11 protein-coding genes and 1 tRNA gene are annotated in these 14,103 nt (G+C 65.1%); 4 read left to right on the top strand and 8 right to left on the bottom strand.

Annotation, left to right across the window (positions count from 1 at the left end):
• Position 1: 1 nt before the first annotated feature.
• From H4I92_RS08165 to H4I92_RS08135, 7 genes are all read right to left on the bottom strand, one after another.
• Complete coding sequence (locus tag H4I92_RS08165) at positions 2-139, bottom strand: hypothetical protein (protein WP_179105656.1); 138 nt, start codon at positions 137-139, stop codon at positions 2-4.
• A gap of 27 nt (positions 140-166) precedes the next feature.
• Complete coding sequence (locus H4I92_RS08160) at positions 167-1,162, bottom strand: ABC transporter ATP-binding protein (protein ID WP_077530117.1); 996 nt, start codon at positions 1,160-1,162, stop codon at positions 167-169.
• Positions 1,152-2,138 (bottom strand): ABC transporter ATP-binding protein, encoded by a 987-nt coding sequence (locus H4I92_RS08155; RefSeq protein WP_077530116.1) that lies wholly within the window; start codon positions 2,136-2,138, stop codon positions 1,152-1,154. The genes H4I92_RS08160 and H4I92_RS08155 overlap by 11 nt, the downstream gene beginning before the upstream one ends.
• The gene (locus tag H4I92_RS08150) at positions 2,135-3,466 is read right to left on the bottom strand and encodes an ABC transporter permease (RefSeq protein WP_077530115.1); all 1,332 of its coding nucleotides are present in this window, start codon (positions 3,464-3,466) and stop codon (positions 2,135-2,137) included. The genes H4I92_RS08155 and H4I92_RS08150 overlap by 4 nt, the downstream gene beginning before the upstream one ends.
• The gene (locus H4I92_RS08145; RefSeq protein ID WP_077530114.1) at positions 3,463-4,548 is read right to left on the bottom strand and encodes an ABC transporter permease; all 1,086 of its coding nucleotides are present in this window, start codon (positions 4,546-4,548) and stop codon (positions 3,463-3,465) included. The genes H4I92_RS08150 and H4I92_RS08145 overlap by 4 nt, the downstream gene beginning before the upstream one ends.
• A complete protein-coding gene (locus tag H4I92_RS08140) occupies positions 4,541-7,072 on the bottom strand; it encodes an ABC transporter substrate-binding protein (RefSeq protein ID WP_218668179.1) in 2,532 nt (843 codons plus the stop codon). Before H4I92_RS08140 ends, H4I92_RS08145 begins: the two co-directional genes overlap by 8 nt.
• A gap of 123 nt (positions 7,073-7,195) precedes the next feature.
• Complete coding sequence (locus tag H4I92_RS08135; protein WP_077530113.1) at positions 7,196-7,834, bottom strand: transglycosylase SLT domain-containing protein; 639 nt, start codon at positions 7,832-7,834, stop codon at positions 7,196-7,198.
• A gap of 167 nt (positions 7,835-8,001) precedes the next feature.
• On the opposite strand from H4I92_RS08135, the gene H4I92_RS08130 reads away from it, so the two are divergent.
• Genes H4I92_RS08130 through H4I92_RS08120 form a run of 3 tightly spaced genes read left to right on the top strand, consistent with a single transcriptional unit; the run spans position 8,002 to position 12,028 of the window.
• The gene (locus tag H4I92_RS08130; protein WP_077530112.1) at positions 8,002-9,624 is read left to right on the top strand and encodes a GMC family oxidoreductase; all 1,623 of its coding nucleotides are present in this window, start codon (positions 8,002-8,004) and stop codon (positions 9,622-9,624) included.
• A gap of 29 nt (positions 9,625-9,653) precedes the next feature.
• Positions 9,654-11,372 carry an aldehyde dehydrogenase family protein gene (locus H4I92_RS08125; RefSeq protein WP_077530111.1) on the top strand — a complete coding sequence of 573 codons (1,719 nt, stop codon included), beginning with the start codon at positions 9,654-9,656 and terminating at the stop codon, positions 11,370-11,372.
• 41 nt (positions 11,373-11,413) lie between these two features.
• Positions 11,414-12,028, top strand: coding sequence for a TetR/AcrR family transcriptional regulator (locus tag H4I92_RS08120; RefSeq protein ID WP_077530110.1), 615 nt, complete (start codon positions 11,414-11,416; stop codon positions 12,026-12,028).
• Positions 12,029-12,045: 17 nt separating this feature from the next.
• Here the strand turns inward: H4I92_RS08120 and H4I92_RS08115 are convergent.
• Positions 12,046-12,121, bottom strand: a tRNA-Gly gene (locus H4I92_RS08115).
• A 268-nt stretch (positions 12,122-12,389) separates the two neighbouring features.
• On the opposite strand from H4I92_RS08115, the gene H4I92_RS08110 reads away from it, so the two are divergent.
• A protein-coding gene (locus H4I92_RS08110; protein WP_143512552.1) for an IS3 family transposase occupies positions 12,390-13,933 on the top strand; the annotation gives its coding sequence in 2 pieces (ribosomal slippage) (positions 12,390-12,861 and positions 12,861-13,933; 1,545 coding nt in all).
• Positions 13,934-14,103 lie beyond the last annotated feature (170 nt).

Below are 14,103 nucleotides of genomic sequence, written 5' to 3'. Positions count from 1 at the left end.
GCTAGCGGCGGCGGATAACCCCGGCGGTGTAGCAGAACACGCCGGCGAACAGGGCACCGTAGGCCACTAGGGAAAGCAGCACCGACGGCGCCAGGCCGCCGGAGACCATGGCCAGCAGCGGTGCCAGGGCTGCCAGCATCAGCAGGATTCCGAGGGCCCGCAAGGCCTAGCCCCGCTCCGGGTCCTGCAGCCAGCAGGCGGAATAGTGCCCGGCCTCCGGCTCAAACAGGGGCGGATCCTGCCGGTCACAGAGCCCGGCCATGGCCTGGGGGCACCTTGGGTGGAAGCGGCAGCCCTCCGGCGGGTGCAGCAGGCTGGGGGGTTCGCCGTCCGGCACCGCCCGCTCCTCGAGCGCGTTGTCCGCGTCCACATCCGCGATCGCCGCCAGCAGGGCGCAGGTGTAGGGATGCTGGGGGTTGTCGAGGAGCCGCTCCACGGGCGCTTGCTCCACCACCCGGCCGGCGTACATCACGAAGATGCGGTCCGCGTAGTGGCGCACGGTTGAAAGGTCATGGGTGATGAACGCCAGCGTCAGCTCGCGCTCCTGCTGGATGCGCCGCAGCAGGTTGAGGATCTCCACCCGCACCGAGGCGTCCAGCATGGAAACGGGCTCGTCCGCGATCAGCATGGCCGGCTCCAGAAGCAGCGCCCGGGCAATCACCACCCGCTGCTGCTGGCCGCCGCTGAGCATATGCGGGAACTTGGGCAGGATCTCGTCCACCTGGGTCAGGCGCACTTCCTCCAGCACCTTGCGGATACGGCGTTCACGTTCGTCCCGGTCCGTCACCCCATGGATGATCAGCGGTTCCGATAGCAGCCGGCGCACGTCCATGAAGGGCGGCAGCGCGCCGAAGGGGTCCTGCTGTACATAGCCGACCCGCGCCAGGTACTGGCGGCGGGCCTCGCCCTTCAGTTCACTGAGGTGCTCCCCCTCAAAGATCACGTCGCCATGGGTGGGCTTGTGCAGGCCGAGCAGGGTTCGGGCCAGGGAACTCTTGCCGCAGCCGCTCTCGCCCACGAAGGCCACGGACTCGCCCCGGCCCAGCTCGAAGTTCACGCCATCCACGGCGCGCACCGAGCCCACGCGCAGGAAACCCCACTGGCGCAGCTCGAACCAGGTGTGCAGGTTGGTGGCCTGGAGCAGTGGTTCCTCAGCCGTCATGGTCGGTGCCCTCCTCATGCAGCCAGCAGCGAACGCGGCGGTCGCCGTCCAGTTCGAACGCGGGCGGGTCCTCGCTGCAGCGCCCGAAACGTGACGGGCAGCGGTCCGCGAAGCGACAGCCCGTTGGTGGCTCGATCAGGTCCGGCGGCTCGCCGGGAATGTAGCCGGGCGGCTCGCTCTGGTGCAGGCGCGGCACGCTGTCCATCAGCAGCTTCGAATAGGGATGGGCCGGGTCATGGAAGAAATCCCGGGCATCGCTCTGTTCCACGATCTGCCCCGCGTACATCAGCGCCACACGGTCCGCCAGCTCGCTGGAGGTGGCCACGTCATGGGTGATGAGGATGAAGCTGGTGCCCTGCTCGCGCTTGATGCGCTTGAGCACATTCATGATGCTCGCCTGGGTCAGCACGTCCAATGCCGAGGTGGGTTCGTCCAGGATCACCAGGTCCGGTTCGGTGACCAGCGCCATGGCCAGCACCACACGCTGGCGCATGCCACCGGAGAGCTCGAAGGGGTAGCGGGTCACGAAGTCCCGGGAAACCCCCACGGTGGCGAAGGTCTCCACCACCCGTTCCATCGCCGCGTCCTTCGACCAGCCCCGGTGCACCCGCAGCGGTTCGGCCACCTGCTCCCCGACCCGGACCACGGGGTTGAGGGCGTTCATAGCCGCCTGCATGACCATCGAGACCCGGTTCCACTGGACCTCGCGGCGGAAGTGCTCGTCGTCCATGGCCATGAGGTCGTCACCGCCCAGCGTCACGCCCCCGCTGAACCGGGCCAGGTTGCGCGGCAACAGCCGCATCAGCGCCTTGGCCAGGGAACTCTTGCCGGAACCGGACTCACCCAGAACCACCAGGGCCTCGTTGCGCCCCACGTCCAGGTCGACGCCGTCCACCGCGCGGGCGGTGCCCCGGCGGGTGCGGTAATGCAGTTGCAGGTTGCGGACCTGCAGCAGTGGCTCGCGAGCGTCCGTCATTGCGTTCTCAGCCTCGGATTGAAGACACGGTCCAGGGCGAAACCGAACATGGCGAAGCCCAGCCCGGTGAGCATCAGCAGCACGGCGGGCGCCACCACCCAGTAGTAGAAGCCGTTGTAGAGCGCACTCTGTTCCTGGGCGTCATTGAGGACCTTGCCCCAGGTGGGCAGCTGCGGGTCACCCAGGCCCAGCACCGCCAGCGACGCCTCCAGGAAGACGAAGGTCGGGATCAGCGTCACGAAGGTCGGGATCAGCACCGGCAGGATGCGCGGGATCATGTAGCGCAGGATGATGCGCGCGTTGCCGGCCCCGTAGGCCCGGGCCGCCTCGATGTAGGGCGCCTCGCGGATGGGCAGCAGCATGGCCCGGTACGTCTTGATGCCGGCGCTGAAGATGCCCAGGGCGATGACCACGCCCAGCATCAGCCAGATGCTGGTGGAATAGAGCGTGCCCACCATCACCAGTATCGGCAGCATGGGCAGGATCATGTTCACCTCGGTCAGGCGCTGGATGAGGGCATCCACCCAGCCCCGGAACCAGACGCCGGTGGCGGCGATCACCAGGGTTGTAATGGTGGTGCCCACCGCCGCCAGCAGCCCGAAGGCCAGCGCCACCGGCGTGCCCCACATCAGCGCCAGCATCAGGTCCCGGCGCTGGTAGTCCGTGCCCGCCAGCCCGTGAACACGACCGTAGACCGCCAGGTCCGCCTCCAGTTCGGCGGTGGGGTCGAAGAGCATGGCATCGATGGTCAGCCGGTATTCACCGCGCTCCGCCTCCGGGTCGGCCGGATCACTGTCACCGGCGAACAGGCCCACGTGCGGCACCATGCCCAGCCGCCCCTCCAGGGCCCGGTTCTGGGAGATGGAGATGCGGCTCTCTTCCGAGACCCGCTGGCCGCCCAGCGGGATGGCCTCCCCGGACGGCGTGTGCCAGGTCAGGCGCACAAACGCCTCCTGCTGGGTGCCCTTCTGGTTGAGGAAGAGGTTGAGTTCGCTGGGGAAGCCCTCGTTGTCGTACTCGAAGGTGAGCGGAATCCGAACCTGCTTGCCGCCCTCGAACGGCGCCTCCCGGACCTCGGCGTTCTCACTTTCCACCACCCGGGTCTGCGGTAGGTTGCCGCCCAGCAGGCGATCCGCCCAGACCGGCCCGGCGTTGACCGGGTGCATCTGCCAGTGCTCCCCACCGCGCCAGCGGTCCAGGGCCTCGGAATAGGGAATGGTAATGACAGTGTAGACCGACAGCGCCACCAGGAAGAGGATGATACCCAGGCCCCCGACCGCGGACGGGTAGCCTTTCAGTTCGCGCAGCCCCTGCATCCAGCGGTTCATTGATCGCCTCCTTCAATCCGGACGCGCGGGTCGAGAATGGCGTAGAGGAAGTCCAGCATGAACACCGTCACCGCCAGCAGGTAGGCGAAGATCACCACGCCCCCGATGATCACCGGCGTGTCCCGGTAACCGATGGCCTGGAACAGCAGGGTACCCAGCCCGGGCCAGTTGAACACCTGTTCCAGGATGATGGCGCCGCTCCAGAGCCCGATCAGCATCAGCAGGAAGTTGGTGATGATGGGCGCCAGTGTCGGCCGCAGGATGTAGCGGCTCTGGATGAGGCTGGAGGGCAGCCCCTTGGCGCGCGCCATCTCCACGTAGTCCTCGCTGGAGTGGATCAGGAAGAAGGTCCGCCAGGAATAGATGGAGATGAAGATGGAGGACAGGAACATGGCGATGACCGGCAGCACCAGGTGCTCCAGCACACTCCAGGCGTAGAGCCAGGGATCCTCGGGCGGCGGAATGTCGACCATGCCGCCGGCCGGGAGCACCGGCACCACAAAGGCGAACAGCAGGATCAGGAAGATGCCGTAGAACCAGGCCGGCGCCGCGGAACTCGGCGCCAGGCCAATGACGGCCCGGTCCAGCCGGCTGCCGTAGCGTCGCGACAGGTACAGGGCCGCGTACACGGACACGAAGAACACCAGCAGGTTGGCGGTGCCGAACAGCAGCAGCGTGGCCGGCAGGCGCTCCACGATGATGTCGTAGACCGCGCGCGAGCCGGTGTCACTGTGCATCTCCTCGGCGCGGCCCAGGTCCAGCTGGATGGCCTGGGCCAGGTAATCGAAGCTGCGCCAGATGAAGGGCTCGTCCAGGTTGCGCTGCTCGATCCGCAGCTGGACCTGCTTCTGGATCAGCTCGTTACGCTCCTCGGAGCTCATTTCCATGAAGGCCGGGTCCGCCCGCACCGACTCGGAGACCGTCGCGCGGATCTGGATCTTGCGCAGCTCGTCGACCTTGCCGCCCATGTTCGCGATCAGGATGGTCAGGTAGACGCCGATCAGCACCGTCACGAACAGCGCCAGCACACGGCGCAGCGTGAACCAGCCGAGGCGGCGGAAATCCCGCAGGCGACTATTCATCGGCCACCTCCATCAGGCGGGTGCCCACCGGCACGGTGGCAAAAGCATGGGAAGCGAAGGCGGGCAGGGCCACACGCGAGGAGGTCACCGCCACTTCCAGGCTGTTGGCGCCATCACCGAGCTCGGAGACCGTCTCCGCATCCAGCCTGATGCGCCAGCGGCCGTCGGCCACGAACTCCGCCTTGCTCTGCGCCTGGAGTTCGCCCCCCGTATCGAACAGCAGGTACTCCAGGTTACTGATGGCCCTGGCCGGATAGGGATCGCCCCCGAAGGTCACCTTCACGGTGAAGGTCGCCGACTGGCCCTGGGTCACCATCATGGGCCCGTCCAGGGTCACCTCCGGAATCTCCGGCTCACTGAAGTCCAGCCACTTGTCCGCCGGATCGCGGAAGTCCTTGTTGCGCCGGAGCACCACGGTCTTCTCCACCGGGTGCACCGAGTGCAGGTAGAAGGGCCCGTTGCCGACCCAGAAATGGCCCCGCTCCCGGTACCACTCGCCAATGGCCTCATAACGCCGTGCCGCCGGGTCCTCGCCTTCCGTCATATCCGCCAGCACCGAGGCATAGGGCAGGTAACCCCGGTCCCGGGCGCGGCCCAGATGGCGTTCCAGGTGTTCGAGACTGGGGCCGGAGACCAGGCTGAGCCAGGGCACGCGATTGGCGTCCGCCTTGTGCGAGGAGAACGCCAGGTCCCCGGCGCGTTCCCCCATCATGCCCAATGCCAGCATGTGCCAGGGCAGCGGCGACATGGCCTGCTGGGCCACGATGGTCTCGGCATCCGGGAAGACCTGGTCGCTGTAGGCCTCGATCACCAGCGGGTCCCGCTGGAGGATGCGCCAGCCCTTGAAATACTGCTCGAACACCTGGAAGCGCGGGACGTGCGCCGGGTCGAAGAAGGGGCTGTTCTCGTTCGCACGGGCAAAGTTCAGGATCCAGGGCAGCACCAAGTCCGCGAGGGACATCTCGGTGCCATCGTGCCACTCGCCGTCCAGGTAGCCGTCCTCATAGCGGATCCGGGTGCGGGAGCGCGCCGTCAGGCCTTCCGGATGGGCCTCGGCCACCGTGCGGAACCGGCTTTTCTCGGCGTTCCAGCCAATCCAGGTCTCCGCGGGCACCTCGATGCGATCGGTCTTCTCCAGTTCCACCCAGTCCAGGGTGCGCTGGGTTACGGTGTCCTCCGCAACCGTCACCTCCGCGCCCTCGATGCTCTGGGGGCGGTAGAGACCGGTGTAGGGGTCCGGCAGCAGCGGCGGGTCGTTCAGGGCCCGCATGATCATGGTGTCGAACAGCCAGTTGCTGCCGGCCACGGGGTTCCAGGGCTCAGTCAGCATGCTGGGCGCGGCGAACGTCATGCTGCCACCCAGCCGATTCTTGTAACGCAGCGTATAGGGCCACAGGCGCGAGCCCGCAATGCCGCCCGCCAGGTCCGCCGCCAGCGCGACATTGGAAGCGTGAGGGATGATGCTGAGCTGGTCCACCAGCCAGATGCGGTAGGACTCCTCCATGGCTAGCTCCATGCCCTCCGCCATGAGCTCACGGCGCTCTTCCATGCTGGTGTAGTCGCGGCGCTCGAGGCGGCGGGCGATGTTGTCCAGGGTCTCCGCCGGGTCGTAGGCCTGCCACAGCGGGTCCGGCCGACCCCGGTTGGTGTAGTAGAAGCTCAGGTTGCTGGAGACATCCCGGTTGATGGCGGTCGAGACCCAACTCCCGGTGTAGATGTTCCACTGGCCGGCGGAGGGATCACCCGCGATCCAGATGCGCGAGGCTTCCTGGGCCGTGCGGTACTGGCGGCGCACCGTAAACCCGAGGTCGGCCATGATGTTGCTGATGTAATCGCCGACCTGCTTGCGCGCGTCTTCCGTGCGGATAAGGATGCGCAGCGTCACGGCCTCGCCCTCATGGTACCACTGACCCTCCCGCCGGGTGGCGCCCATCGCCTTCATTTCCTCGGTGATGATGCGGCGTGCCTTTTCCGGGTTGTGGCCATACTTCAGCTCCAGCGCCCGGGCCGTCTCCGCCAGCCGGGCGTAATCCGGGAAGGCCGTGTTCATGGGCAGGTAGCGTGGCACGGCCATGCCGCCATAGATCTCCTCGGCCACATGCCGGCGGTCCACCAGCCAGTTCATAGCCTCACGGATGCGGCGGTTCCTGAAGGGATTCAGGCCCTCCTTGAACTCGGCGGGGTTCAGGGAAAGCTCGGTGTTGGAGCCGTAAGAGGTCTCGTAGTCACCCTTGCTGGAGTCGCGCAGACGGTGGTAGGCGGTGATGTTGGTGATGCCCTGGGCGTACACCTGCTGCTGGCCACGCTCGATCAGGCCCGCAATCCGGCCCACGTCGGACTCCTGCGTGAAGACCACCTCATCCACCAGCGCGCCACGGCGGCCGGTTTCATCAATGGCTTCGCGGATGTTCCCGACCTCTTCCGCGGATTGGGCCGATCCGGAACGCTCCGATGGGCGTGGCAACAGCATCAGCAGGGCCAGCACTACAAGCCCCAACAACACCCAGACAATGGGTTTCCTCAAGGTGACCGACGCTCCCGTCCTGTTCTTATTTGATGGGACAGGTTATACGAAGCGGAGCCGGCGGGAAAACCGCATGCGGGCCCGAATTGATGTAATGCCAACCCGTTGGCGGGGAATCTCCCGCTATTCGGAACAGAAGGGCCAGAACTGCCAGAAGCGCCGGCAGCGGAACTCGGACTCGCACTGCTTCAACTGGGCGTCATACCGCCAGGCCCGCTTCTCCACCTGCCGGGCGATCCTCTGGATACGCGGCTTGGAGCGGTAACTGCCCCGCTCGTAGCCGGTCGGCCCCTGGTGATAGGCCAGATAGAGATGTTCCGGATTGGACAGGGCAATGCCCTGATTCTCATGGGTGCGATGGTTGTACCAGCCGATGAAGTCCGTGGCGTGCTTCATGTGGGTGCGGCGTGCGAACAGGCCGCCGGCGTCCTCCTCATACTCACCCCAGACCGGATCCTGGGCCTGGGCGTACCCGTAGGCCGACGATGAGCGGAACCAGGGAATGATGCCCAGAAGCCAGGGGCGTGGCGGCCGCACGTGGCTGCGGAAGGACGACTCCTGGCGTACGAACGCCATCTGGGTGGCAATGGGCGTGCCCCAGCGCTCCTCGGAGGCCCGGGCGTAGTCGTACCACTGGGGCTGCTCCCGGAAGATCTCGCAGATGTTGCTCTGGTCCGAGGGCGGGTCCGGCGCCAGCAGCGAACAGCCCGACAGCACGCCGGTCGCGATGATCAGCAGGGCATACCGGGCCATTGAGATCATGTGCGGCAACTCACTCAATCCACGAGAACGACCGCAGTATAGCAAGGGCGGAACGCGAGGAAATGGAGCGATCCTGTACGGCCGGACATAAAATTTGGACAAGTGTCCGATTCTATGGTTCGCTGCTCATAATCTAATCAAAAACAACAAGAGAAAAGGATGAGGTCATGACCTATGACTATGTGATCGTCGGCGGCGGCTCCGCCGGCTGCGTGCTCGCCTCCAGGCTGAGTGAGGACCCGGACGTCAGCGTCTGCCTGCTGGAAGCGGGCGGCCACGGCAACCACCTGCTGATCCGTGCCCCGGCAGCGGTTGTGGCCATGATGCCGGGCCACGGCAAAATCAATAACTGGGCGTTCGAGACCGAACCCCAGGCAAGCTTCAACGGGCGCCGTGGCTACCAGCCCCGGGGCAAGGGGCTGGGCGGCTCCAGTGCCATCAACGCCATGCTGTGCGTGCGCGGCCACCGCAAGGACTACGACCACTGGGCGGAACTGGGCTGCGAGGGCTGGAGCTGGGACGAGGTCCTGCCCTATTTCCGCAAGTCCGAGAAAAACGAACGCGGCGCCAATGCCGTCCACGGCGACAGCGGCCCCCTGCACGTCAGCGACCAGAAATCCCCGCGCCCCATCACCCGGGCCTTCATCAAGGCGGCCACCGAGTGCGGCCATGCCGAAGCGGACGACATCAACGACGGCGACAACGAGGGCGTCGCCCTCTTTCCCGTCACCCAGTTCCACAGCGTGGAACGCAACGGTGAGCGCTGTTCCGCCGCGGCCGCCTACCTGCACCCGGTCATGGGCCGCCCCAACCTCACGGTCATCACCGGCGCCCACGCCACCCGCGTCCTCACCGAGGGCAAGCGCGCCACCGGCGTCGCCTACCGGCAGGGCAAACAGGACCACAGTGTCCACGCGCGGCAGGAAGTCCTGCTTTCGGGCGGCGCTTTCAACTCACCGCAACTGCTCCAGCTCTCGGGGATCGGGCGCCCGGACAACATCCAGTCCCACGGCATCGGGATGGTCCACGAACTGCCCGGCGTGGGCCAGAACCTGCAGGACCACCTCGACCTGATCATGGCCTACAAGTCGACGGACACCGACACCTTCGGCTTCAGCATGGCGGGTTTTCTGCGGATGTTGCGCCAGATCCTGCAGTGGCGCCGGGACGGCACGGGGATGATCGCCACGCCCTTCGCCGAGGGCGCGGCCTTCCTGAAGACCGACCCCGCGCTGGACAAGCCCGACATCCAGCTCCACTTCGTGATCTCGATCGTCGAGGACCACGCGCGCCGGCTGCACTGGGGCCATGGCTTCAGCTGCCACGTCTGCGCCGTGAACCCCCACTCCCGTGGCGAGGTCTTCCTCAAGAGCGCGGACCCGCTGGCCGCACCGGGCATCGACCCGAAGTTCCTGGACGACCAGCGCGACCTGGACACCATGATCAAGGGCGCCCGAATGACACGGGAGATCCTCGAGGCCCCGGCGCTGGCCCCCTGGCGCCAGAAAGAACTGTTCGGCGTACGGGATAATATGAGCGACGCCGACTGGGAACAGCAGATCCGTTCGCGCGGCGACACCATCTACCACCCGGTCGGCACCTGCCGGATGGGGCCTGAAGGCGACCCCATGGCGGTGGTCGACCCGGAACTGAAGGTGCAGGGCCTTCAGGGGCTGCGCGTGGTGGACGCCTCCGTCATGCCGACCCTGGTGAGCGGTAATACCAACGCGCCCACCATCATGATCGCGGAAAAAGCGGCGGACATGATCCGAGCCGCCCGGACCCCATAGCCTTGCAGGACCCCACAGGAGCACCAGCCATGACCAATGACAACGCGCAACCCGACTTTGAGGCCCTGCAATCGCAGCTGGATACACTCGACGGTGCTAAGGATCAATGGGCCCGCACCTCGCTGGATGAACGCATTGCCATCCTGGAGTCGATCAAGGACGCCCTGATCACCGTCTCCGGGGACTGGGCCCGACAGGGCGCCAGCGCCAAGGGCCTGTCGGGTTCCCCCCTGGAGGGCGAGGAATGGATGTCCGGCCCCTACGCCCTGATGGGCGCCTGCAACGGCCTGATCGAGACGCTCTCAAAGATGAACGGCAAGTCCTTCCTGCAGGATATTCCCCTGCGGACACTGCCCAACGGTCAGCTTGCCGCGCGCGTCACGCCCCACAGCATCTGGGACCGGCTCCTGCTCTCCGGCGTCAGCGCCGAGGTCTGGATGCAGGACGGCGTCACCCGGGACAACCTCGCGGCCCATACCGCCACCGCCTACGACACCCCGGCTGAGCAGCGCCAGGGCAGGGTCTCGCTGGTGCTGGGCGCCGGCAACATCGCCGCCATTGCCCCGCTCGACGTCTTCCAGAAGCTGTTCCTGGAGCACCAGGTCGTGATTCTCAAGATGAACCCGGTCAACGAGTACCTTGCCGAGGTTCTCGAAAAGGCCCTTGCGCCGCTGATCGAACGCGACGCCCTGCGCATCGTCAAAGGCGGCGGTGACGTCGGCGCCTGGCTCACGGAACACGAGCTGGTCGAGGAAATCCACATCACCGGCTCCCAGGCGACCCACGACATGATCATCTGGGGCAAGGGCGAGGAAGGCGAGAAGAACCGTGCCGCCGGCACACCGCGCCTGGACAAGCGCATCACCTCGGAGCTGGGCGCGGTCTGCCCCACCATCGTGGTCCCCGGGAACTGGTCGGAGGCGGACATCCGCTTCCAGGCGGAACAGATCGCCACCCAGAAGCTGCATAACTCCGGCTTCAACTGCGTCGCCTGCCAGGCCCTGCTGATGCCGCGCGGCTGGGACCAGGAAGACGCCCTGATGCGCGAGCTGCGCGACGTCATCAGCCAGTCCGCCCGCCCCACCTACTACCCCGGCACCGAGGACCGTCTGGCGGCGTTCCGGAACCATGCCAGTGCGGTGGACGTTGTCAGCCGTGGGCACGCGCCGGAGCTGCTGATCAACAACCTTGAGGACCACGACCGGTTCCGCTCGAACGAGGTATTCGCCCCAGCCTTCTCCGTGCAGCGCCTGGAGGCCCCGGACGCCGAGCAGTACCTGCGCAACGCCATCGACTTCGCCAACAACCAGCTTCACGGTACCCTGGGCGCCAACATCGTGATCCACCCGGCCACGATCCGCGCCATCGGCCGCGAGCGGTTCGAGGCCCTGCTGGCGGACCTGCACTACGGCACCATCGCCATCAACGCCTGGACGGGCCTGGGCTTCCTGAACACCGTCTGCCCCTGGGGCGCCTTCCCCGGCCACACCCTGGACGACGTCCAGAGCGGCATCGGCTCCGTCCACAACACCTTCATGTTCGACGCGGCCGAACGCTCAGTGGTGGAAGCCCCCTTCCGCCCCTTCCCGCGCTCGGTCGCGAACGGCGACTGGAGCCTGCTGCCACGGCCGCCCTGGTTCATCACCAATACCCGGCAGCACAAGCTTGGTGAACTGTTGACCCAGTTCGAGTACAGACCGGCCTGGCACCGGATTCCGCGCATTTTCCTGAACGCGCTGATGGGCTAGGGTTCCGCGCTCCACGTGGATGGTCAGACGAGGTAGTACGCATGAGCACGGTTGCCCCCGACAAACTGCAGGCACGCGCGGACCGCAAGACGCGCAAGCGCCAGAAGAAGAAGGACCGGATCGCGCGCAGTGCCATGCAGGCGCTCCAGGAGCTGGGGTATGCCAACACCAGCCTGCGCGACATCGCCGCCAGGGCGGACCTCTCGCTGGGCATGCTGCACTACTACTTCGAGGACCGGACCCAGCTCATCCTGCACTGCGTGTCGCTCTACAAGGCCGCGTTCATCTCGGGGCTGGAAGAGGCGCTCAGCGACGCCAGCGGCCGGGAACCGGTCATCAACGCGCTCGCCAACGCGCTGGCGACCTCCATCATCGAGGACGCCTCCACCCATCGCCTCTGGTACGACATCCGCGGCCAGGCCATGTTCGACCCAGCCTTCCGACCGGTGGTCGCCGACATTGAAGCCTCACTCATGGCCGTTATTGAAACCGCCGCCGAAAAGACCGGCTCAGCCCGGCCCGGCGTGGGCGAACTCGGCTACGCGCTCATCGACGGCGTCTTCCGCTACCAGATGCAGAACCAGGTGACAGGCACACCGAGAAACCACGAGTCACTTGCTAACGAGATGCGTTCGGTACTGGAAACCCTCTTCTAGAGGGCGGGAAGGGAAACTGGAGCGGGCGACGAGGCTCGAACTCGCGACTTTCAGCTTGGGAAGCTGATGCTCTACCAACTGAGCTACGCCCGCGAACGTGGACAGGGAACCACCGTGGACCGCTGGTGTCAATCGTGTGTGGCGCCAGAACCTTGTGGCCACACTGAGCGCAGGGCAGCGTTACCCTTCCCCACCCCGCGAGACCGCTGAATCCATACAGTCCCATAGGATGCGTGAAACCGGAAATTCAAACGATTACCTAGGAGTCTGCGCGGTAGAAGCTTTTGGGCCCCGTTTTTGTCGGAACGGGGCAGCCCTATGCGTCAAGGTAGTTGTCGCCTGATGATTTCAGAGGACAACCATGCCCCATTATTCACCGGAACGTAAGGAAGCCATCCTCCAGAAGATGGCGCCACCGCGCAGCTTGACTGTGGCCGAGTTGGCCAGCCAGGAAGGCATCAGTACGGTAACCTTGTACAATTGGCGTAAAGCCGCCAGAGAGCAAGGTGCCGTTTTGCCATCGAACTCAGCCACCCCCGAGAAGTGGAGTAGCGAAGAGAAGTTCCGCATTGTGCTGGAGACCGCCCCAATGACGGAGGCGGAGCTCGGTGAATATTGCCGCAAACACGGTCTGTACCCGGAGCAGATCGAGGCCTGGAAAGCCGCCTGTGCGGGGGCTAATGCCCAGTCTGATGAGCAGGCCAAAAGGAACCGGCAAGCGACCAAAGCCGAGAAGAAACGAACCAAAAAACTTGAGTCGGAATTGCGACGCAAGGACAAGGCGCTTGCGGAAACGGCGGCTCTGCTGACGCTGTCAAAAAAAGCCGAGGCGATCTGGGGCCCCAAAGACGAGGACGAATGACCAGCCTCCCGGATCGCCAGCAGGCCATTACTCTGATTGAACAAGCGCAGAGTAGCGGAGCCCGGCTGGAGAAGGCTTGTGCCTTGCTGAACCTGACTGTACGCACTTATCAGCGCTGGACGACTGACAAGGGTGTCAAAGCGGACCAGAGGCCATTGGTGCCCAGAGCGGCGCCGAGCAATAAACTGACGAACCAGGAGCGCCAGGCCGTGGTATCGCTGTGCAATCAGAAAGAATATCGAAGCTGCCCGCCGGCGTTTATCGTGGCCGATCAGCTGGATCAGGGACGCTACCTGGCCTCGGAGTCAACGTTCTATCGGGTTCTGCGTGAGTACGATCAGGTGCACCCCAGAGGCCGACAGAAAGCACCTGAGAGCAGGCGCCAAGCGACCACACACAAGGCGACACAACCAAACCAACTGTGGTCGTGGGATATCTCATGGTTACCGGGCCCGGCCAGAGGCACCTGGTTCTACCTGTACCTGATGCTGGATGTGTACAGCCGCAAGATCGTTGGCCATGAGGTCTACGACAGCGAAACCGGAGAGCTGGCCAGTGAGTTCATCGAAAAGGCGTACTGGCGTGAGCATCTGGCAACGAAGGACAAACCACTGGTGCTGCACTCGGACAATGGCAGCCCCATGAAGGCGTCGACCTTCCTGGAGAAACTGTACGACTTGGGCATTACGCCCTCGAAAAGCCGCCCCAGAGTGAGCAATGACAATGCCTACTCGGAGTCGCTGTTCAAAACGCTGAAGTTCCGCCCGGGGTTTCCGACAAACGGCTTCACAACAATCGAACAGGCCCGGGACTGGGTGTTGGCGTTCGTGCGTTGGTACAACACCGAGCATCGCCACAGCGCCCTGAATTACGTGACACCACAGCAGCGCCATAACGGCGAAGCTGACCAGATCCTGTTCCAGCGTCAACGGGTTATCGAGGCTGCGAAAGCTGAAAACCCGCGCCGCTGGTCCGGTGATATTCGAAAACTCAGCTTGCCGGAATCAGTGACTCTGAATCCGGAAACGGCGGTCAATTGTTAAAGAGCTGATGACTTAAACGCGACATCTACGTTGACAGACACCGGCAGCGTCCAGCCGCAATTGCTTCGAGCAACGTTTGTTGGGTTAAGACATCGATTTTCAGCCGGGTGCGCTGAGTTTGTGAGCTAATATGGTCCCTGAGCTGGGCCACACCAGCGCTCGCTCATCCG

Source organism: Vreelandella halophila, assembly GCF_019903425.1.
GTDB classification, from domain to species: domain Bacteria; phylum Pseudomonadota; class Gammaproteobacteria; order Pseudomonadales; family Oleiphilaceae; genus Halospina; species Halospina halophila.
Note: the sequence above shows the minus strand (reverse complement) of the source record. Positions and strands in the feature narration are given on the sequence as shown.